This is a genomic window from Gorillibacterium massiliense (assembly GCF_000455485.1).
Lineage (GTDB): Bacteria > Bacillota > Bacilli > Paenibacillales > NBRC-103111 > Gorillibacterium > Gorillibacterium massiliense.
This window is the reverse complement of record NZ_CBQR020000025.1, coordinates 1-20,280: the sequence shown is the minus strand read 5'-3', so window position 1 is coordinate 20,280 and position 20,280 is coordinate 1. Positions and strand designations below refer to the sequence as shown.

At 50.3% G+C, this 20,280-nt stretch carries 21 protein-coding genes; 1 reads left to right on the top strand and 20 read right to left on the bottom strand.

The features are described 5' to 3' along the window. Positions 1-34: 34 nt before the first annotated feature. The 3 genes from TJ79_RS02745 to miaB all read right to left on the bottom strand — a co-directional run bounded on the left by TJ79_RS02745 (position 35) and on the right by miaB (position 3,078). Positions 35-889 carry a hypothetical protein gene (locus TJ79_RS02745; protein WP_155987747.1) on the bottom strand — a complete coding sequence of 285 codons (855 nt, stop codon included), beginning with the start codon at positions 887-889 and terminating at the stop codon, positions 35-37. Positions 890-1,009: 120 nt separating this feature from the next. Then, a complete protein-coding gene (locus TJ79_RS02740) occupies positions 1,010-1,372 on the bottom strand; it encodes a YlbF/YmcA family competence regulator (RefSeq protein WP_052339207.1) in 363 nt (120 codons plus the stop codon). A 197-nt stretch (positions 1,373-1,569) separates the two neighbouring features. Then, positions 1,570-3,078, bottom strand: coding sequence for a tRNA (N6-isopentenyl adenosine(37)-C2)-methylthiotransferase MiaB (gene miaB / locus TJ79_RS02735; protein ID WP_040948760.1), 1,509 nt, complete (start codon positions 3,076-3,078; stop codon positions 1,570-1,572). Between miaB and TJ79_RS27880 the strand changes: the two genes are divergently transcribed. Continuing rightward, on the top strand, positions 3,077-3,250 hold the full coding sequence (locus TJ79_RS27880; protein WP_238322743.1) for a hypothetical protein: 174 nt from the start codon (positions 3,077-3,079) through the stop codon (positions 3,248-3,250). The genes miaB and TJ79_RS27880 overlap by 2 nt on opposite strands. Here TJ79_RS27880 and pduL read toward each other — a convergent pair. The 17 genes from pduL to ymfI form a co-directional block, all read right to left on the bottom strand. Further along, positions 3,247-3,819, bottom strand: coding sequence for a phosphate propanoyltransferase (pduL, locus tag TJ79_RS02730; RefSeq protein ID WP_202903271.1), 573 nt, complete (start codon positions 3,817-3,819; stop codon positions 3,247-3,249). The two genes, TJ79_RS27880 and pduL, sit on opposite strands and share 4 nt — an antisense overlap. Before the next feature lie 119 nt (positions 3,820-3,938). Further along, positions 3,939-4,805 carry a 2-oxoacid:ferredoxin oxidoreductase subunit beta gene (locus TJ79_RS02725; RefSeq protein WP_040948758.1) on the bottom strand — a complete coding sequence of 289 codons (867 nt, stop codon included), beginning with the start codon at positions 4,803-4,805 and terminating at the stop codon, positions 3,939-3,941. Further along, complete coding sequence (locus TJ79_RS02720; protein WP_040948757.1) at positions 4,793-6,541, bottom strand: 2-oxoacid:acceptor oxidoreductase subunit alpha; 1,749 nt, start codon at positions 6,539-6,541, stop codon at positions 4,793-4,795. Before TJ79_RS02720 ends, TJ79_RS02725 begins: the two co-directional genes overlap by 13 nt. A gap of 406 nt (positions 6,542-6,947) precedes the next feature. Next, on the bottom strand, positions 6,948-7,886 hold the full coding sequence (locus tag TJ79_RS02715; RefSeq protein WP_040948811.1) for a dipeptidase: 939 nt from the start codon (positions 7,884-7,886) through the stop codon (positions 6,948-6,950). A 122-nt stretch (positions 7,887-8,008) separates the two neighbouring features. Beyond that, positions 8,009-8,269, bottom strand: a complete 261-nt coding sequence (locus TJ79_RS02710) for a stage V sporulation protein S (protein WP_005550495.1) — start codon at positions 8,267-8,269, stop codon at positions 8,009-8,011. Positions 8,270-8,436: 167 nt separating this feature from the next. Continuing rightward, the gene (locus TJ79_RS02705; RefSeq protein WP_040948756.1) at positions 8,437-9,234 is read right to left on the bottom strand and encodes a TIGR00282 family metallophosphoesterase; all 798 of its coding nucleotides are present in this window, start codon (positions 9,232-9,234) and stop codon (positions 8,437-8,439) included. Positions 9,235-9,322: 88 nt separating this feature from the next. Next, positions 9,323-10,873 (bottom strand): ribonuclease Y, encoded by a 1,551-nt coding sequence (gene rny / locus TJ79_RS02700; RefSeq protein WP_040948755.1) that lies wholly within the window; start codon positions 10,871-10,873, stop codon positions 9,323-9,325. A 277-nt stretch (positions 10,874-11,150) separates the two neighbouring features. After that, positions 11,151-11,840: a regulatory protein RecX gene (locus TJ79_RS02695; protein ID WP_040948754.1), complete on the bottom strand. Its 690-nt coding sequence runs from the start codon at positions 11,838-11,840 to the stop codon at positions 11,151-11,153. 88 nt (positions 11,841-11,928) lie between these two features. Then, positions 11,929-12,975 carry a recombinase RecA gene (gene recA / locus TJ79_RS02690; protein ID WP_040948753.1) on the bottom strand — a complete coding sequence of 349 codons (1,047 nt, stop codon included), beginning with the start codon at positions 12,973-12,975 and terminating at the stop codon, positions 11,929-11,931. A gap of 245 nt (positions 12,976-13,220) precedes the next feature. Then, positions 13,221-14,465: a competence/damage-inducible protein A gene (locus tag TJ79_RS02685; protein WP_040948752.1), complete on the bottom strand. Its 1,245-nt coding sequence runs from the start codon at positions 14,463-14,465 to the stop codon at positions 13,221-13,223. A 151-nt stretch (positions 14,466-14,616) separates the two neighbouring features. Further along, positions 14,617-15,198: a CDP-diacylglycerol--glycerol-3-phosphate 3-phosphatidyltransferase gene (gene pgsA, locus TJ79_RS02680; RefSeq protein ID WP_040948751.1), complete on the bottom strand. Its 582-nt coding sequence runs from the start codon at positions 15,196-15,198 to the stop codon at positions 14,617-14,619. Then, the gene (gene rimO / locus TJ79_RS02675; RefSeq protein ID WP_040948750.1) at positions 15,195-16,523 is read right to left on the bottom strand and encodes a 30S ribosomal protein S12 methylthiotransferase RimO; all 1,329 of its coding nucleotides are present in this window, start codon (positions 16,521-16,523) and stop codon (positions 15,195-15,197) included. The genes pgsA and rimO overlap by 4 nt, the downstream gene beginning before the upstream one ends. A 165-nt stretch (positions 16,524-16,688) precedes the next feature. Then, positions 16,689-17,180, bottom strand: a complete 492-nt coding sequence (locus TJ79_RS02670; protein ID WP_040948749.1) for a YajQ family cyclic di-GMP-binding protein — start codon at positions 17,178-17,180, stop codon at positions 16,689-16,691. Further along, positions 17,170-18,045 (bottom strand): helix-turn-helix domain-containing protein, encoded by an 876-nt coding sequence (locus TJ79_RS02665; RefSeq protein WP_040948748.1) that lies wholly within the window; start codon positions 18,043-18,045, stop codon positions 17,170-17,172. The genes TJ79_RS02670 and TJ79_RS02665 overlap by 11 nt, the downstream gene beginning before the upstream one ends. Positions 18,046-18,093: 48 nt before the next feature. Continuing rightward, on the bottom strand, positions 18,094-18,858 hold the full coding sequence (locus TJ79_RS02660) for a YmfK family protein (protein WP_040948747.1): 765 nt from the start codon (positions 18,856-18,858) through the stop codon (positions 18,094-18,096). A 201-nt stretch (positions 18,859-19,059) separates the two neighbouring features. Next, positions 19,060-19,305 carry a DUF3243 domain-containing protein gene (locus TJ79_RS02655; RefSeq protein WP_040948746.1) on the bottom strand — a complete coding sequence of 82 codons (246 nt, stop codon included), beginning with the start codon at positions 19,303-19,305 and terminating at the stop codon, positions 19,060-19,062. A 92-nt stretch (positions 19,306-19,397) separates the two neighbouring features. Then, positions 19,398-20,147 carry an elongation factor P 5-aminopentanone reductase gene (ymfI, locus tag TJ79_RS02650; RefSeq protein ID WP_040948745.1) on the bottom strand — a complete coding sequence of 250 codons (750 nt, stop codon included), beginning with the start codon at positions 20,145-20,147 and terminating at the stop codon, positions 19,398-19,400. Positions 20,148-20,280: the final 133 nt, after the last annotated feature.

Sequence of the window (20,280 nt, the reverse complement as noted above, 5' to 3'; positions counted from 1 at the left end):
ATGTGTTTCGTTCAGTGAACTTTCATTTTTTTCGTCAATGGATCAACGCCAGCATTTGCCGGACAACACGGTTGTCCCCCGCTAAACGGACGCCTTTCGCACGCATTTGTGAAGAACCGTCTCCGTCAAGAAAGATGCCTTCGCGCAGGGACGAGCCCCCTTTCTCCTTCAGAGCGGTGCGGAATTGCTCCGCTGTGCAAAGCGTCGGCGATACCACCAACCATAGCTGTCTGGCATCATCATATAAGACGGCGCTGCGCATGTGGGTTTCATCCAGTCCAGGCATATGTTCCTCTTCTGCAGCCGCATGCCAGTTCAAATCATCCTGCAAATTCATACTGATGCCACCTTGAGCCCAATAACGGTTCGTATCGGTTACTTGAAGCTCGTCCGCACTTAGCACCCTTTGGATGGAAAAACGACCGACCGACCGATCCCAAACAAGAGTGCCCCGCGGATATTTCACGTTATACCATCCGGATCCATAGCCATTTGGTTCTCCCTGGGCGGGATTATGATCATTCACAGCGATGCTAAGCATTTGTTCCCCATCGAAAAATCCGCCATTTATCCCATACTGCTTGGTGCGGATTACATTGTCGTCGATCGCCTTCAAGACGACATTTTCCGGATCGGTTTGAATGATGTGCAGCTCTACGCCATTTGTTGCGGTAGAAGTGTCGTATTTATAATGAGTCGGCAACGGATTCCGTATGTGCAAATATCCCAGAATGGCGATAGCGATCAGCAGCGCCGAAGCGGAGAGTCCTCCAACTGCTAACCAAAAAATACGATGTCTAAAGAAAGGTATGGATGGTCTGAGCTGTACAGGAGATTCAACCATGTTCAGGCCCCACTTTACGATTATTTTAGACACTATCTTCTGCATGACCGACAAATTTCCTCTTTTCAGGAAAAAAAGCCAAGATGTCCCTCGCTGTTTTCACCAGCTTGAGGACAATCCCGGCTTCTCTTTTTCTGTGAATATTCTGGTACTGACTGCGAGCATTCAGTCTTTTTCCAGCTCGATTTTCTCGGAAACGGTATCGCGGACCACAGACATCACCAGCTGCAGCAAATAGTTGATGTCGCTTTGGGACTGTTGGAATTCCTGTACGATGGGGATGGCATCCAACTCGTCTTGCAGCGCCTGAATCTCGCCTTCAATTTTCTCCACCATCTTCTTGTTGTTGAACGTTTCAAAGGCGACGATTTCTTTCTGCTTTTTCTTAATAGCATTAATCAACGTCTGAACATTGGAGTTGCCCTCGATTTGCTTTTCCGCCCGCTTGTAAAACTCGATCTCCGATGAAGTGCTCATCAGCGCGGCCAATTCCTTCGCTTTCGCTAAAATATCTTCGCGAACGATCATCTCGGTATTGGTGAATACAGGAATATCTTCACAGCCGCCTCCTGATTGGTTGTGACTGTGGTTATGATCACCTTCGTGCTTCAGGTCATGCTGTCCGCTCTTTGCTTCGCTCATCTTCATCCCCCGTTTCCTTTATCAACTAGATCGATCCTACACATCCTTAAGAAACGCAGTAACAACATCCTGGCGTCTAATCGCTAGAACGGCGAGACCGCCGGCTCTTCCAGCCATTCGGCCATAAGCAGCCAAGTCTTCGGCTGGGTAATTTTGACCATGGCCCGTTTGCCGATCAAATCCTTCGGACCGCTAAAGTGAACCAGCTTGTTGGTCCGGGTACGTGCGGAGAGAATGTCCGGATTGTACTTGCTTTCTCCTTCAACCAGAACTTCTACGACCTTTCCGGCCATGGCATCGTTGCTGGCTTTGCTCAACTCAGCCATCGCGTCGTTCAGCCGCTTCAGACGAGCTTTCTTCACCTCTTCCGGCACGTTGTCCTCCATGGCTGCGGCAGGCGTTCCTTCGCGGGGTGAATAAATGAAGGTATAGGCTGCGTCGAAACCGACCTCTTTTACAAGAGACAGGGTGTCTTCAAACTGCTCCTCCGTCTCGCCGGGGAAGCCAACGATGATATCGGTAGTAAGCACAGCATCGGGAATGGCGACGCGAATTTTGCCCACCAGCTCCAGATAGCTCTCTCTCGAATATTTGCGGCTCATCCGCTTCAGCACTTCCGTGCTGCCGGATTGCACCGGGAGATGGATATGCTCCATCAGATTGCCTTTTTTGGCCAGCACTTCAATGAGCCGGTCGTCAAAATCCCTGGGATGAGAGGTGGTGAACCGCACCCGGGGAATGTCTATTTTACGGACGTCATCCATCAGATCGCCCAATGTATAGTCGATGTCTTCAAAATCCTTGCCATAGGCATTAACGTTCTGGCCGAGCAGCATCACTTCCTGGAAGCCTTGACGGGCCAAATCCCGCACCTCGGCAAGCACGTCCTCAGGACGGCGGCTGCGTTCTTTCCCCCGGGTAAAAGGCACGATGCAGTAGGTACAGAACTTGTCGCAGCCGTACATGATGTTGACCCAAGCCTTGATTCCTTCCCGCTTCTTAGGCAGGTTCTCGATGATGTCCCCTTCTTTGGACCATACCTCGATGACCATTTCCTTGCTGAAGGCCGCTTCTTTCAAGATGTGCGGCAGACGGTGGATATTGTGGGTGCCGAAAATCATATCGACAAAAGGATGCTTGCTCAAAATACGATTGACCACCGCCTCCTCCTGAGACATGCAGCCGCATACTCCCAGCATCAGTCCGGGACGCTGCTGTTTCAGCACCTTCATATGCCCCAGCTCGCCGAAAACCTTGTCCTCTGCATTTTCCCGCACCGCGCAGGTGTTGAACAGAATGAGGTCTGCTTCCTGCCGGTCTTCCGTGGACGTGTAACCCATAGCATCCAGCAAGCCTTTTATCGTTTCGGTATCATGCTCGTTCATTTGGCAGCCATAGGTTTGAATTAAATAGCGCTTGCCTGCGCCAAACTCCCGCATCTCTTCGGGAATGGAAAAATCATAATGTACCTGAATCTCTTCTTTGCCGCGTTTTTTTGCATCCTTCAAAGAAGGCGGCTGGAAATAAGCGGAGTAGTCCTTTACGCCCGGCGCGGATTTTAAGTCCGTTGAGCTTTGGTTCTCCCTTGTCATGTTTGTCACCTCTATGGAATCGCTGTGTTTGATAAGTTTGCATACAACACCCTATTATAACATCTGGGTTGCGGCATATCCATTGATCTGGCGGCTGCTTTCGCTGCCTACGCAAAAAGGCCGCATCTCCTCCTATTGGAAGAAATGCGGCTTTACGCTTGACGATAATTAGTCGATGATTTCTGCCATTTCGCCGTTTTTCACTCCGGCTGCGTTAGCTTCATCGGTGTCGATATGCATATCGAGGGCAAAATCAGGAGAAACACGGGCAATAACATCTTCAAAAATAAGCGGACGCGTGCCGTTTACTTTCACTTTCAACTTTTGTTTATCCGCAATTCCCCATTTCTCCGCATCGGAGGTGTGGAAGTGAATGTGACGAGCAGCGACGATCACGCCTTCCTCCAGTTCCACTTCGCCGGCAGGACCTACAACTTTAACGCCAGGGGTTCCTGCGATATTGCCGGATTCCCGTACGGGAGGCTTCACGCCGATGGAAAAAGCGTCAGTTTGAGAAATTTCAACTTGGGATGCTTTGCGGGCAGGGCCCAGAATCCGAATTTTATCGAATTTTCCTTTCGGACCGATAACCGCTACGGTTTCGTTGGCGGCATACTGGCCAGGTTGGGAAAGATCCTTCATTACGGTCAATTCATATCCTTGTCCAAACAGGATTTCTATATGTTCCTTGGTCAGATGGATATGCCGGGCCGACACGCCTACGGGCACTTGTTTCACAATAATTCCACTCCTTTTACGACTGTTCGATTGGCGTTATCCATAACGCCCCTAACCTATTTTACCCCTTTTTCGGTAAAAGAAAAGGCAAAGAGGTCTCTCTTCGCCTTTTTTTTACACTGTTATTTAAATTCCGCTACCAATTTGTCGAATTGATCGGACGAGAGCATGACGTCCTGATTGGCCAAACCTTCCGGTTTGAAGCCATAAACACTGTCCTCATAGCTGGGACGGGTTTTATCCTGATAGATGAGCCCGGTGATCAAGCCTTCGGTTTCCATTAGCTTCATCATCGCTTGAGCGCGGTTGGATGGATCATAGCCCTCAAACTCGCTCACGTCATGAAGATTCTCTTTAAACCAATCGTAGGTGTTCACTTTATTGAAAGTTACGCACGGGCTGAAGACGTTGATGAACGAGAAGCCTTTGTGCTTGATGCCTTCTTCAATGAGCTCCGTCAATTGCTTCAAATTGCTGGAGAAAGATTGGGCGACGAAGGTTGCCCCGGAAGCGATAGCAATTTCCAACGGTGCCAAGGTCGATTCGATGGAGCCGTTAGGCGTACTCTTCGTCTTGAAGCCGGCAGCGCTGCGGGGTGACGTTTGCCCCTTGGTCAGACCATAAATCTGATTATCCATGACAATATAGGTCATATCGATGTTGCGGCGAATGGCATGCACTGTATGCCCCATGCCGATGGCGAAGCCGTCACCGTCGCCACCGGAAGCAAGTACCGTCAGTTCGCGATTGGCCATTTTAAGACCTTGAGCAATAGGCAGCGAGCGGCCGTGTATGCCGTGGAAACCGTAAGCATTAACGTAGCCGGAGATTCTACCGGAGCAGCCGATACCGGATACGATCGCGAGATTCTCCGGTTCCAGGCCGACATTAGCAGCTGCCCGTTGGATGGCAGCTTGAACGGAGAAATCGCCGCAGCCGGGACACCAGTTAGGTTTGACGTTATTGCGGAAGTCCTTTAGCGTTGCCATACGAACATCTCCTTGCATTCCGAGTAGATTTCTGACGGCAGGAACGGATTGCCGTTATATTTCAAGTGGCTGTGGATTTTTTCTGCGCTGCCCTGAACGTTCAGCTTGATCAGGTTAGCCAGCTGGGCGGTGGCGTTATTTTCGACGACAACAACCCGTTTGGCTTTTTCGATATAAGGCCGGAGCTCTTCAGCCGGGAACGGATGCAAGAGGCGCACCGTCACGTGGTTGGAGGTGATGCCTTCATTTTGCAAGCGAGCCCGAGCTTCGTCGATGGTACCGCCGGTAGAGCCCATGCCGATGAGAAGCACATCAGGCGTCTCATGAGGAGCGTCAACCAAGATCGGATTGGTCACCTGCAGGTTGCTGAGCTTACCAAGACGTTTATCCATCATTTTCTTGCGGTTCAGCGGGCTTTCCGAAGGGCGTCCATCCTCTCCGTGCTCAACGCCAGTCACGTGGTGGATGCCGTTTTTCACCCCGGGGATCACCCGAGGCGAAATGCAATCCTCATTAAGGGCGTAACGCTTGAACAAGCTGCCGTCTTCGCGATCCGGTACTTCCGTAACCAGCTTGCCCCGGTTGATAACGATTTTGTTATAGTCAAAAGGAATCGCCGATTGCTTGCCCAAGCTAAGCTGCAAATCCGTTACCACGATAACCGGGCACTGGTATTGCTCCGCCAGATTGAAAGCTTCAATCGTATCGTAGAAGCATTCCTCCAATGTACTGGGCGAAAGGACGATCTTCGGAATCTCACCGTGCGTTCCGTAAATCATGGCGTTGATATCACTTTGCTCCTGTTTCGTCGGCAGGCCGGTAGATGGTCCGCCCCGCTGAGTATCGACGATGACCACAGGCGTTTCCGTCATGCCGGCAAGGCCGATAGCTTCCATCATCAGCGACAAGCCGGGGCCGGCAGATGCCGTCATCGTCCGGGCACCCCCAAAATTGGCACCGATTGCCATGGTAATGGCTGCGATTTCATCTTCTGTCTGAATGACAGCTCCGCCCAGCTTCGGCAAGGTTTTCGTCATATACTCCATAATTTCCGAAGCAGGGGTAATCGGGTAGGCAGACATGAACCGGCAGCCTGCCGCAACAGCTCCCAAAGCGATGGCATCGTTGCCGATCATGAACAGCTTTTGCTTGCCATCCGCCGGCTCAAGCAGGAACTCATCCAATGGTCCACCGGCATGCTCCAGAATGAACTGAGCGCCTCTTTCGACGGCTTGAATATTTTTATCTACAACAGCGGCGCCTTTACGGCCGAACTCCTCTTGCACCGCCTTTTTGAATACATCCAGGGGTAAACCGAGCAGCGCCCAAGAAGCACCTGAGGCCACCATATTTTTCATGAGCGAGGTGCCCAGCTCTTCGGCAATCGCAGTAATCGGAACCGCAAACAGGCGGGCTTTAACGCCGTCCGGCACAACCGGAGAAAATTTCTCGTCAGCGACAATTACACCTTTATCCGTGAGCTCTTTGGCATTCAAATCGATGGTTTCCTGATCAAAAGCGACCAGGATGTCCAGGTCGTCGGATATTGCACGAATCGGTTTGGTGCTGATACGAATCTTGTTGTTGGTATGACCGCCTTTAATTCGCGATGAAAAATGCCGATATCCGTACAAATAATACCCGAGGCGGTTTAACGCGGTAGAAAAAATACGGTCCGTACTCTCCACACCTTCGCCCTGCTGTCCGCCAATCTTCCAAGACAGTTGACTTTTCACAATTTCCATCCCCTTTTGGTTGTCCACGTACCTTACTTCGTACGCCGCAAGCAAAATGGACTGTACGAAGTCTATTACCCCAATCTGAAAACATGGAAGCAAAAAATAGGTCAACCTGCACGCCAAAACTCGTCGCACTCGCTCAAGTATCAGCGCCGAGAAACACTTTGACATCCGGTTAATATTTTTTATCGGGACGTCAAGGATTTTTATCACTATTCTCACTAAAAGCTTATGAGAATCACTATTAAAAAGCAAGTGAAAATGACGATTTAAAGCATAGTTTTATTAGATGAAATTGATATCAAAATTAGATTGATTTTAATAGAATTACGTAAAATGGAAACGGTTTCTTAGCTTTTCCATTCTTTTTCAATCATTCCCTATATACATGTCAGGTTTCGGCTTAATCAACGGGAAGGTTGTTCAGCAAAAAGCTGTGCCAGTTTCTAGAAAAAAATCCTTCCACTTCCCGCTCGCTGAAGTGCTTTAGCAGCAGCTCGCCGAATGCCGGGTAATCGGATGGATTCGTTAGTCCTGGAAGTTTCTTGTCGAATCCGTCAAAATCAGAACCAAAGCCGATGTGATCCACAGCCCCGAGGGCACAGAAGCGATCCAGATGACGCAAAATATCCGTGATGACCGGCGTTTTCTCCCGGATAAACCAAGGGACAAAGGTTAGACTGATGCAGCCGTTTCTTTGTACGATCATCTGGATTTGCTCATCCGTCAGATTGCGGGGATGGTTACAAATGCTGCGTGAATTGGAGTGGGATGCGATGAAAGGACGGTTCGAAAGCTCCGCCAGTTGCCAAAACCCGTTGTCCGAGAGATGGGACACATCGAGAATGATTCCGAGCCGGTCGCACTCCGCGATCAATCGCTTGCCTGCCACCGTGAAACCACCTTGACGCGGTTCCATCACCCCGTCTGCCGCCCAGTTGGCATGGTTCCAGGTTAATCCAAGAAAACGCACGCCCAGTTGGAACAACGTTCGAAGGTTCACCAAATTGCCTTGCAGCCCCTCCGCTCCTTCCAATGACAGCACGCCGGCGATTTTACCGCTAGCCCATGACTCTTCAGCCTCTTTGACAGTTCTCACCGGCACGACTTCTCCACTTGCCAGCACTCGCTCCCGGTAGAGGTCGATCATCTCCAAAATTGGACCCATCCCGGCATCAGCGAAACGCTCCGACAAGTACAAGGCAAAAAATTGCAGCCGCAGGCCCCCTTGACGAAGCCTCGGCAAACAAACGTCAGCCCCCGTAGATTCGATCGCGAATGAAATCGTAGGATCCGCAAGCATCCGGCTCAAAATATCGCAGTGGGTATCGATCACATGCATAACCAATGTTTAACCCCCTTTGTCTCCAAATTTCTATGCACATGGAAAAACGGCTTGCGCCGTTTGAAGATAAAACTATTCATCCCAATCATTCCATGCAAGGAGCAATCGATTGTCCGCTATTAACGGGGCTCTACGATCAGTTTGATGGCTGTCCGATCTTCACCATCGATAACAATATCCGTAAAAGCCGGCACGCAGATCAGATCCACGCCGCTAGGCGCAACAAATCCGCGGGCTATCGCTACCGCTTTAATCGCCTGATTCAAGGCGCCTGCGCCAATAGCTTGCAACTCGGCGGCCCCACGCTCGCGCAATACGCCGGCCAATGCGCCGGCAACGGAATTTGGATTGGATTTTGCTGAAACTTTTAATACTTCCATGAAAAGTACCTCCTCGGGAATGGTGGTTGGGATTCCTATACCCTAATCTATTCGCCGCCTTATACGAACATACCAAGTGGCAAGCCCTTGGAGAAAATGACTTGAAATATTTTCCATGGTCTTGCACAAAAAAGAGAGCAAGCCATTAGGCCTGCTCTCTTGATCCTCTATTCCATAATGAATTGGTCTTCGTTCAAACGAATCAGCTTGATGCTCTTGGCGAGCCCAGTGGCATCGTCAGTTTCCACGGCTACGCCATGAAAATGCCATTTGCCTTCGTCGACTACAAATCGCACCGGCAGCGATGTCTTGAACTTCTGCAACACGGATTCCTTCTCCATGCCAAGGATGCCGTTCATTGGTCCGGTCATGCCTACATCGGTCACATAGGCGGTTCCACCGGGCAGCACCCGTTCGTCGTGACTCTGCACATGGGTGTGGGTACCGACAACGGCGGCTACGCGGCCATCCAGATGCCAGCCCATGGCGATCTTTTCGGAGGTCGCCTCAGCGTGAAAATCAACAAACACCGGACGTTTCCGATCCGGCAGCGATTTTAAAATATCGTCAGCTTTCTGAAAAGGATCGTCGAGTGGCGGAAGAAATGCTCGACCCATCAAATTGATCAGCACCAATTCTTTTCCATTCAATCCTTTTATCGTCGTCCAGCCTCTTCCGGGAGTTCCCGGCGGATAATTAGCCGGTCGAACCATTCTCGGTTCATCGTCAATGAAATCGAAAATCTCTTTCTGATCCCAGGTGTGGTTGCCCATAGAGATGCCGTGTACGCCCCACTCGAAAAACTCCCGAGCAATTTGACGGGTAATGCCCCGGCCGTGGGCGGCATTTTCACCGTTGACCAGAATGATGTCCGGCCGATATTTGGTTTTCAGCGACGGCAGCTGCTGTTTAAGCGCATTTCGCCCTACAGCCCCAACGATATCGCCAATAAAAAGAATGTTCATTCAGGTCCTCCTGCAGTAAAGGTATTCGGCTAACACCGTCTAATGGAAGAGAAAAGTGGCCTTACGGCCACTTTTCCTTCGCTTCATGTTATTTGGCGTATTCCACCGCGCGAGTTTCACGAATGACTGTGACCTTAATATGGCCTGGATAATCCAGTTCATTCTCGATCTTCTTCGTGATGTCACGGGCTAGGCGGAACGCTTCCGTATCGTCCACTTTTTCCGGTTGTACCATAACGCGGATTTCCCGACCAGCCTGAATTGCGTAGGATTTTTCGACTCCTTCAAAGGACTCAGAAATTTCCTCCAAACGCTCCAGACGCTTGATATAGGTTTCCAACGTTTCTCTGCGTGCTCCCGGTCTTGCTGCGGACAAAGCATCCGCTGCACCAACGAGCATCGCGATAACGGACGTCGCTTCCGTATCACCGTGGTGAGAGGCGATACTGTTGACGACAACCGGGTGCTCCCGGTATTTCTTGGCGATTTCAACGCCGATTTCCACGTGAGAGCCTTCCACTTCGTGGTCAAGGGCTTTGCCGATGTCGTGCAGAAGTCCGGAACGCTTCGCCAATGTCACGTCTTCCCCGAGTTCTCCTGCCATAAGACCTGCCAGATAGGCCACTTCCATGGAATGCTTCAGCACGTTCTGACCATAGCTGGTACGGAAACGCAGTCTGCCCAAAATCTTGATCAAATCCGGATGCAATCCGTGAACGCCAACCTCGAAGGTGGCTTGCTCGCCGTATTCGCGAATCCGTTCGTCCACTTCCTTGCGGGATTTCTCCACCATTTCCTCGATACGCGCCGGATGAATCCGCCCGTCCGCCACCAGTTTTTCCAGTGCGTTACGGGCAATTTCTCTGCGGATCGGATCGAAACCGGAGAGGATAACCGCTTCGGGAGTATCGTCGATAATAAGATCGATCCCGGTAAGAGTTTCCAGAGCCCGGATGTTTCGGCCTTCCCGACCGATAATCCGGCCTTTCATTTCTTCATTCGGCAAGGTCACGACAGATACCGTCGTTTCTGCCACATGATCAGCTGCGCAGCGCTGAATCGCCAGCGTAATGATCTCCCGTGCTTTCTTATCGGCTTCTTCTTTAGCTTGTTGTTCGATTTCCTTAATCAACTGTGCCGTTTCATGGCGTACTTCTTGCTCAACATTGGTCAGGATGATCTCTTTTGCGTCTTCCGTAGTCAAGCCGGAAATCCGTTCCAATTCAGCAACCTGGTTTTTCAAAAGCTGATCAATCTGTGCCTGGGTTTCATCGATCCGCTTCTCTTTGTTAGCCATTTGTTCTTCTTTGCGTTCCAGAGATTCTAATTTTTTATCCAGTGATTCCTCTTTTTGCATCAATCGACGTTCTTGTCGTTGTGTTTCATTCCGACGTTCGCGAATGTCTCGATCCGCTTCGGCACGAAGTTTATGAATTTCATCCTTCGCTTCAAGCACGGTTTCTTTCTTTGTAGCGTCCGCTTCTTTCTTCGCATTCTCTACAATTTGCGCGGCAGCGACTTCTGCACTTGAAATTTTCGCCTCAGCAAGAGATTTCCGGATAAAATATCCAATCCCAAAACCAAGAAGGAGGCCTCCTAAGAGAGAGATGATAACCCAGACGATTCCTAAATCGCCCATCCTGTTTCACCTCCTCGCTTCTCCTCAAGGGGTTAGCTTGGGATCCGTCATTCAATTGTCATTTTTGTGGTTGTGCGCAATCATTTTCAGCAGGCCGGCATGCATGCGGCACCCAGTCTGAATTTAGCATAGCGATTCGCAGGTTAAGGATAGAAGTAAAAATTGGCGATTTTACTTTGCGAATCTTCAAATTACATAAGATACAACAATATTTTATCCGTATAAGAAGAATGTTGTCAAGTTATTGAACTTTGCAGGGATTGAACCAAGATCGCATTCAATCTTCATTTGTACACAATTCGTCCTCGGCTTCCCCTTCGAATCCACCGGCATAATGCTTAACCACCCGGGATACGGTAGCATTTGGAAATCCTCTCCGCGCCAAAAAACCATACAGTTTAGTACGTTTCGCACGGGGCTCGCCGCTCAGTTGCCTCCATTTCTTCCCGCCAATCTCAAGAGCGTTCCGGAATTCCTCCTCCGGATCCAATCGGTCTACAGCCCGGGCGATCTCATTCTTGTCCACACCCTTCTGCTGCAGTTCCTGCTCTACCCACTTGCGTCCCTTTTTTTGCAAGTCGAACCGGTCTGCCGCCCAAAGCCTGGCGAATTCGCCGTCGTTTAAATATTGCTGCTCTCTCAATTTCTCGATGGTAGTCGCGATAAGCTCCGGTTCATAGCCCTTCTCCTTCAGTCTGCGGGCCACTTCCTTCTCCGATCGGGCGCGGGCTTCTAAATATTTAAGAGCGCTCAAATAGGCGCCGTGCTTTTCTTCTTCCAACAAAATCGCCGTGAGCTGCTCCGGTTCAACGAACTCACCTTTAAGGAGCCGATGTTTCACCATGAGATCCTCATGGACCGAAAAGCGGTAATCGCCGTTTAAATAGATATTAAACCGGCGCCGGCTTCTCTTTTGCTGCTCCACTTTCGTGATCTCTTCCGCCTGGTTGTCTACCAAAGAGCTCATTCCTCTCCTACCTTATACATTCATAGCTCATCATAGCAAATGAACAAAAGACCCGCACCTTCGGAAGGTGCGGGTCCCCATAACCGGTCTATTCAAACAGTGAAGACTCATCCTCGTCCTCGTCGTCCTCCACAACGGCTGCAGAAGAAGCTGATAAGTTGCTGTTTTCGCGAATCCTCTTCTCGATGATTTCTGCGATCTTCTTGTTTTCCTTCAAAAATACTTTGGCATTCTCGCGGCCTTGACCCAATCGCTCGCCGTCAAAGGAATACCAGGCGCCACTCTTGTCCACGATATCCATCTCGGTACCGATGTCCACCAGGCTGCCTTCCTTGGAGATGCCTTCTCCGTACATCATGTCGACATCCGCTTGCTTGAATGGCGGAGCCATCTTGTTCTTGACGACCTTGATCTTCGTCCGGTTGCCGATCATGTCGTTGCCCTGCTTAATGGATTCCACCCGGCGCACATCCAGTCGGATGGAGGAGTAGAACTTCAGCGCCCGTCCGCCCGGAGTCACTTCGGGGTTGCCGAACATGACGCCGACCTTCTCCCGCAGTTGGTTGATAAAGATGGCGATGACCTTCGATTTGTTGATCGCGCCGGACAGCTTTCTAAGTGCCTGAGACATCAAACGTGCCTGCAGACCAACGTGGGAATCCCCCATGTCGCCTTCGATTTCCGCCTTAGGTACAAGAGCCGCAACGGAGTCAATGACGATGATATCCACCGCGCCGCTGCGAACGAGGGCCTCGGCGATTTCAAGAGCTTGCTCGCCGGTATCCGGCTGAGACAGCAGCAACTCGTCAATATTGATACCCAGCTTGCTGGCGTAAGACGGGTCGAGGGCATGCTCGGCATCGATAAAGGCAGCTTGTCCGCCGACCTTTTGTACCTCGGCAATAGCGTGAAGGGCGATGGTCGTCTTACCTGAAGACTCCGGTCCGTATACTTCAATGATTCTCCCTCTCGGGAAGCCGCCGATTCCCAAGGCTATATCAAGAGCCAGAGACCCGCTGGGTACGGTTTCCACCTGCATGTGCGTGGATTCGCCCAGCTTCATGATGGACCCCTTACCGAATTGCTTTTCGATGTTGCGCAAAGCCATTTCCAATGCAGCGCGACGATCTGACAAATTGTCCACATCCTTCTTCGAATATAGTTTTATTTTACTTCATTTCTGGCCGTTTGCCAAGCGTTTTACGAACATATATTCGTAAAATATTGTTCCAAACAAAAACCGCAACAAAAGAGTATTCTTTCGTTGCGGTGCTTCCGCGCAATTTGGCTGCTTTCATTATAACCCGCTACCACTGATTCGGCAACCGTTTTCTACGCTATTGTCCTTAGTATATTGCTGTGCTATAGCGCCTTAAGCCGTTACTTGAGCCTTCTCCACAAATGATAAAGGACCGACTTGACCGCCTTCAGCTTAATCGTTTCCCGGTTACCGGAGAAACGGGCTTCGATCACTTCCGTCTCCGCCTCCTTGCTGGCGATTCCGAAATAAACCAGACCGACAGGTTTGCCTTCGGAAGGATCAGGACCGGCTACACCTGTTGCCGATACGGCATAATCCGTACCTGCCCGCTTCAGCATGCCTTCGGCCATGGCCCGAGCCGTCTCCGGACTGATCGCTCCCGGTGCTCCAGGGCCTTCCAAGAGAGCGAGAGGCACGTCCAGAAGCGCATGTTTAAGCTCGTTGGAATAGCTGACGACCCCGCCGCGAAAATGGGCGGAGATGCCCGGCAGCGTCGTGAGCAGATCCGACAACAGTCCCCCTGTGCAGCTTTCTGCTGCGGACAAGGTAGCTTGCCTGCGTGCAAGCAACCGGAACACCGCTTCTTCAATGGAAATATCCTCTTCGGCAAACAAATGTTCGCCAAGTCGTTCACGAATCTCCACCAGCGCACCCGCCATCCGTCTGTCTGCCTCTTCCTGGGAACGCGCGCGGGTCGTCAACCGAATGGTCACTTCCCCTTCTTTGGCATAAGGGGCGATAGTCACTTCTCCTTGAGCCGAAATGAGATCCAGAAGGCGATGCTCCAATGCCGATTCTCCAATCCCGGCAAACTTCAACATGATCGAATAGAGCGGAGCTTTGTCACCCATGACACCCTTTAACCAAGGAAGCCCATGATCCAAAAACATCGGCTTCATCTCTTTGGGAGGCCCGGGAAGGAGCATATACCGGGTGCCCTGATCCGTCATAGCCAACCCGACCGCCATCCCGTTGTCGTTCATAAGTGCGTCGCTATCTTCTAGAAGCAGCGCTTGTCGAGCATTGCTCTCCACCATCACCTGGCCACGTTCCTTAAACCAGGAGGTGATTTTATCCATCGACGGCTCATGGACCACTAGCTTTTTGCCAAGAAAGTCGGCCAGCACGTCTTTGGTCAAGTCATCTTGAGTCGGGCCTAACCCGCCCGTACACAGCACCAAATCCGCTCGGCTGCGGGCAATTTCCAGTGCCTGTCTCAGTCTTGCGGGATTATCCCCAACAACGGTTTGAAAATAGACGTCAATGCCGTGAATGGCGCATTGCTGCGAAAGAAATTGTGCGTTGCTATTCACGATCTGACCCAATAAAAGCTCGGTTCCAACTGCAATCAATTCTGCCTTCATGGCAAGTCCCCCTCATCCGATAAAGACGGTTTATATAAGAAAAACTGATGCTCCGAAGTTTATGCTTTTCTATATCGTAATAAAAATCCTCTTTCCTTCCGACCGCCGAGGTCAAGGTTGGGAAAGAGGAAGGTTATTCCGGTTGTTTCGGTTATTTTTCCGTATGGTTGATAATGTGCTTGTTCTTGACGAAATAGTCGATCCCGGAATAGATGGTGATGAGCGTAGCTGCCCACATGGCCACCAGGTCGAAGCGAAATCCAATGAATGTGAATGGGAAGTTGTTGATGAGCATGGCAATGATGGCGGTAATCTGCGTCGCCGTCTTCCATTTGCCCCATTTGCTCGCAGCCAGCGCAACCCCGTCAAGGGCTGCGATCTGCCGCAGCATCGTCACCGCCCACTCGCGGCTGATGATGATGATGGCCATCCAGCTTGGCAATTTGCCCAGTTCGACAAGACAGATCAGCACAGCCGTCACCAGCAGTTTATCGGCGAGGGGATCCAGCAGTTTGCCTAGATTGGTGACCAGTTTGTTTTTTCGGGCGATGTAACCGTCCAGGCTATCCGTACTTGCCGCAATAATAAATATCAAGGTTCCGATGATCTGATTGACAGTAATGCTGTAGTCGTCAATCAAGAGTTTCCCGAAATCCAATTGGACGACGAGAAAAATCACGATGATCGGCACCAGGAAAATCCGGGCCAGTGTAATTTTGTTGGGCAAATTCATGCAATTTCCTCCCCAGACAGGTCAAAATCAAAAGAGTGAGTGATTCTCACCTTGGATATCTCCCCAATTCCTTTGTTGCTTCCCGTCACGAAAACCTCGCCGTCGATCTCCGGCGCATCGTGCTGCGAACGGCCGATGTACACATCGTTGCGGCCATCGTAACGTTCCAAAAGAACGTCCAGGACTTTGCCGATTTTCTCGCCGTTCCGCTCCTGGGCGATTACCCGCTGAAGCTCCATCAAGGTGTTGGCCCGGTACTCTTTGACATCGTCTGGGACTTGATCCGGCAGCCGCACAGCAGGCGTCTCTTCTTCCGGCGAATACGTAAATACGCCTAGCCGGTCAAACTTTATTTCCTTTACAAACTCCATCAAATTGGAGAAATCCTCTTCCGTTTCACCGGGAAAGCCGACGATGATGGACGTCCGAAGGGATACATCGGGAATGCGAGCGCGGATCTTCAGAATCAATTCCTTAGCATCCTGCTGGCGCCCAGGGCGGCGCATCCGTTTCAGGATTCGATCCTCGCTATGCTGCAAAGGCATATCGATATACTTGCATATTTTCGGATTGGTCGCGATAAGTTCGATTAATTCATCTGTAAAAAAGCCGGGATAAGCATAGTGCAGCCTCACCCAAGCGATTCCCTCCACTTCACTAACCCGCTGCAGAAGCTCAGGAAGCTTGAGCTCGCCATAAAGGTCTGAGCCGTAATTGGTGGAATCCTGGGCGATCAAACTCACTTCTTTGACACCCTGCGCTGCTAAATCTTCCGCCTCACTTACGATGGATTCGATGGTGCGGCTGCGGAATTTTCCCCGCATAATCGGAATGCTGCAGAACGTACAGGCGTTGTCGCAGCCCTCGGCTATTTTCAGGTAGGCAGTATAGCGCGGAGTAGAAAGTCGACGGGGAAGCTTCTGCTCGTAGTTGAATATCGGATTCCCCACCATCACCGGCTTGCGGCCGGCTAAAGCTTTGTCCACAATGTCCGTAATATGGTGAAAATCACCGGTTCCGACGATTCCGTCAATCTCCGGCATCTCCTTCATCAGTTGTTCCTTATAGCGTTGGGTTAAACAACCGGAAACGATTAGTGCCTTCAAATTCGCGGTGTTTTTCAGATCGGCCATGTCAAGAATCGTATTGACGGATTCTTCTTTCGCCGCGTCGATGAAGCCGCAGGTGTTGACGATGATGACTGTCGCTTCTTCCTTCTCCTCCGTCAGCTCGTAGCCTCTTTCGTGGATAAGTCCGGACATAATCTCCGAGTCGACAAGATTCTTCTCGCAGCCCAGCGTAACCACTTTTATTTTTTCCGTCATAAAAAAAAGCCTCCATTGCTGTCCATGCGTTTTTGTCCGTACATTTGGCTTATATTCCTAACAAGTATACTCTAACGCAAATGGTCGTGTCAAAGCGCAAAACCCTCTGCCGGATAAGGCTTTTCGGCCTTTGGCAAAGGGTTATCTGCGGCTCGCGGAGACCGCTTAACGATAGTTGGTGTACTGGAGTTCCAGAGGAAGTTCGGCCTGATTCAACAGCTGGATCACTTTTTGCAAATCGTCCCGGCTTTTGCCGGTTACGCGAATTTGATCGCCTTGGATCTGGCTGGATACTTTCAGCTTGGAATCCTTGATAATGCCGTTGATTTTCTTCGCCATATCCTGCCCGATGCCTTGCTTCAGCTTGATCCGCTGGCGAACAGTGCCCAAGGATGCCGGCTCAACCTTACCCAAGTCGAGGTTTTTGATGGATAATCCCCGTTTGGTCATTTTGCTGTACAAAATATCAAGCACGTTCTGCAGCTTGAACTCGTCGTCGGAGAGGACGACAAGTTCTTCTTTTTCCAGGGTGATGGAGCTTTTGCTACCCTTGAAGTCGAAGCGGGTTTCCAGTTCCCGTTCCGCTTGGTTCAGAGCATTGTTCAGCTCCTGCATGTCAAATTTCGAAACGATATCGAACGAGCTATCACTGGCCATTCGTCGCACTCCCTTGTTCCAAATCGAATTGGTATTTTTCCGAGCCGCTTGAGCCCTTTAATTGTACGGGAATATCATTAACGGTGATTTCCGCGGCTTTGCCGAAGCCAAGGTTCACGTAGAGCGGATCGGCTGATTCGAAAGTTTGGGAGTCTCCCGAACTCATCGTATGGGTGTAAATCGTTTGTTTTTTACCGTCGACAACTTTGGAAACCTGCACCCAGCAATCAGCATCCTTGATGTTCAAAACGAGAACCATGCTTCCGTTGCCGCCGCTAACCAAATAATGATCCACTTTCCCGACAGTTTCCGTGAAGGTTACCGTCGCTGTTGGCGTTGGTGTTGGCGTCGGAGTAGGCGTTGGCGTTGGGGTCAGGCTGGGAGATACGCTTGAGGTAGCCAGTGAGCTTGGCCCCGGCGTTTTATTGGTGATGTGCTTGCCGGTATCCACCAGGTCTCCGCTGCCTCGATTGGAGTTGCTGGTAATAATATAATAGAGGATTCCCAGAATCAAAATGAGGAAAGCCCACAGAATGATTCCGGTGATCCATGTACTCTTACGGTCAGGGGACATCTTGGATTTCGATCGGGTACGACGCAGTACCGTTTCTTCCGCGGGTTCCGCCGTGGCGTTGGGAATCACGTTTTTGTACATGCCCAAAACTTCGCTTGGGTTTAATCCGACGGCTTCTGCATAACTCTTGATAAATGCCCGAACATAGAAATTGCCCGGAAGCACTTTAAAGTTGCCTTCCTCGATAGCTTCCAAATATCTCTTGCGAATTTTCGTTGATTCCTGCAAATCCTCGATGCTTATGCCCCGCTCTATTCTAGCTTGTTTCAGCATTTGACCTAATTCGAACACTTCGTCACCTCCAATTCATCCCTCTTTGATCCCCGTTTATGGGGCTCATCAAAACCCTTCATATTGCTCCGCCAAGCCTTCATAGGAAATAACCTCGTCCGGAGTATTCCTGAGCTCGACGATCACGTCAAAGATGGAGTAGTCATACTCCGACTCCCGAATAAAAATATCCGGGTGCTCGATCACCTTCGTAGAAGGAGCCGCCATAATATCTTGAAGCAAAGCGAAATGCTTATCGTTGGAGCGGATGGTGGAAACGATCCCGTCAATGATAAAGAGATTGTTCGGGTTCATTTCATCCTCGGAAAGCTGGCTTCGTACCGTCTGCCGCAAAAGGGTGGAGGAAACGAAGGTCCAATGTTTGCTGGCGCAAACGCTCCCCGCAATGATCGACTCGGTTTTACCGACCCGCGGCATCCCTCTAAGCCCGATCACATGATTGCCATCCCGCTTAAAAAGTTCACCGAGGAAGTCGACTAAAAGCCCCAGCTCGTCCCGGGTGAAGCGAAATGTTTTTTCATCGTCGGAATCACGCTCTATGTATCTTCCGTGCCGCACTGCAAGTATATCCACCAGTTTCGGTTCGCGCAGGGCATTGACGGTAATATTGTCTACCTTTTTTAGTAACTTACCCAATAATTCGATCTTTTCTTCATCAGTGGTTTGCAGCAGCATACCTCGGGTGCGGTCTTCTACGCCATTGATGGTGATAATGTTGATTTCCAGCATGCCCATAAGCGAAGCGATATCCCCGAGAAGGCCAGGGCGGTTCTTATGAATTTTATATTCCATATACCATTGTTTCGGTTCCATTTTGTACGCTCCATATTTTCCAGACATATCCGTTCGTTAATATTCTACAAGATAAGCCATGAACCTTCAATAGCTACACCCCAAACCAATATATAGAAGGAGTTTTCGAAAAGATCGGCTATTACGCTATATTTTACCATTATTCCAGTGATTTCAATAAAAAGAAAAACCTCCACTAAGGAGGTTTTGCAATGGAAACGGTCAGCTCACGGTTCTAAAAATGACCTTGGCCAAAACTTTCTTTTCCTCTTCATCCGCCGCTTCCCAAAGTTCCTTCAGCACGCCTTCTTCTTTATTTTGGGGATCGATTTTGGAGGCGAGAAAATCGCCGATTTCTTTTGCCATCTTAATGATGGTTTCTTCGCTCATTCCGCTGCGTTCCGCTGCGCTTACCCGTTCGGATAGAAACTTCTTCCATTTTGCGTATGATTCCAACACGGTTGCCACGTTAGGTTCCTCCTTGGAAGTGATTTTATATCTTCCTTAGTGTGGCCTGCCGCATCTCCCGCTATTCAAGGTGGCGCCTTGTCCATCTTATGTCAAGTTGAATATCCGCCGTTTGCGCCGACAATCTGCCCCGTTATGTATCCGGACTCCGGAAGGGATAAGTAATAGACCAGAGAGGCAATTTCATCGGGTCGAGCAAAACGTCCAGCAGGTATCTCCCGCTCTAGCGCTTCTTTTTCTTCGGTGCTGAAGCCGGCCATCATATCGGTATCGACGGGGCCTGGAGCGACAGCGTTCACAGTAATGCCGGAAGGCGCCAGCTCTTTGGCCAGCGCCTTGGTCAGGGCATTCAAGCCGCCTTTGGAAGCGGAATAAGCGACCTCGCAGGAAGCGCCTGCCGTCCCCCAGATAGAGGAAACATTGACAATGCGCCCATACTTCCGGCTGATCATCGTATCGAGAAACGCCTGTGTAACCATGTAGGCGCCCTTCAAATTGATATCCAGCACATGATCCCATTCATCCTCGCTCAAATCCGTAAACAATCCGTATTGGGATACCCCTGCATTATTAATGACGATATCGGGAATAAAGCCGTGATCGGCCAGCCTTTCCTTCATACGAAGGATCTCGCTCTTTACCCGAATATCTGCGCTGACCGTCATAACATTAGCCCCAAGGGCGGTACACCGGCGTGCGGTTTCATTCGCTCCCTCATGGGAGCTCTGGTAATGGATGACGATATTCATGCCAACCGTTGCAAACCGCTCGGCAATGGCGGCGCCGATCCCACGGCTTGCACCGGTAATCAAAACCGTTTGCTCGGGAAAAGGGCGGGTCATGGAGTCTCCTTTTTTAAAAGAGAAACAGCCAAGCGGTCCCATTTAAAATGCTCCTGAAGAAAAGCGTTGACCTCTTGCAAGTTAAGGGATTCATACAGTTTCACTACTTCAAACAAATCGCCGCCATGGAAAC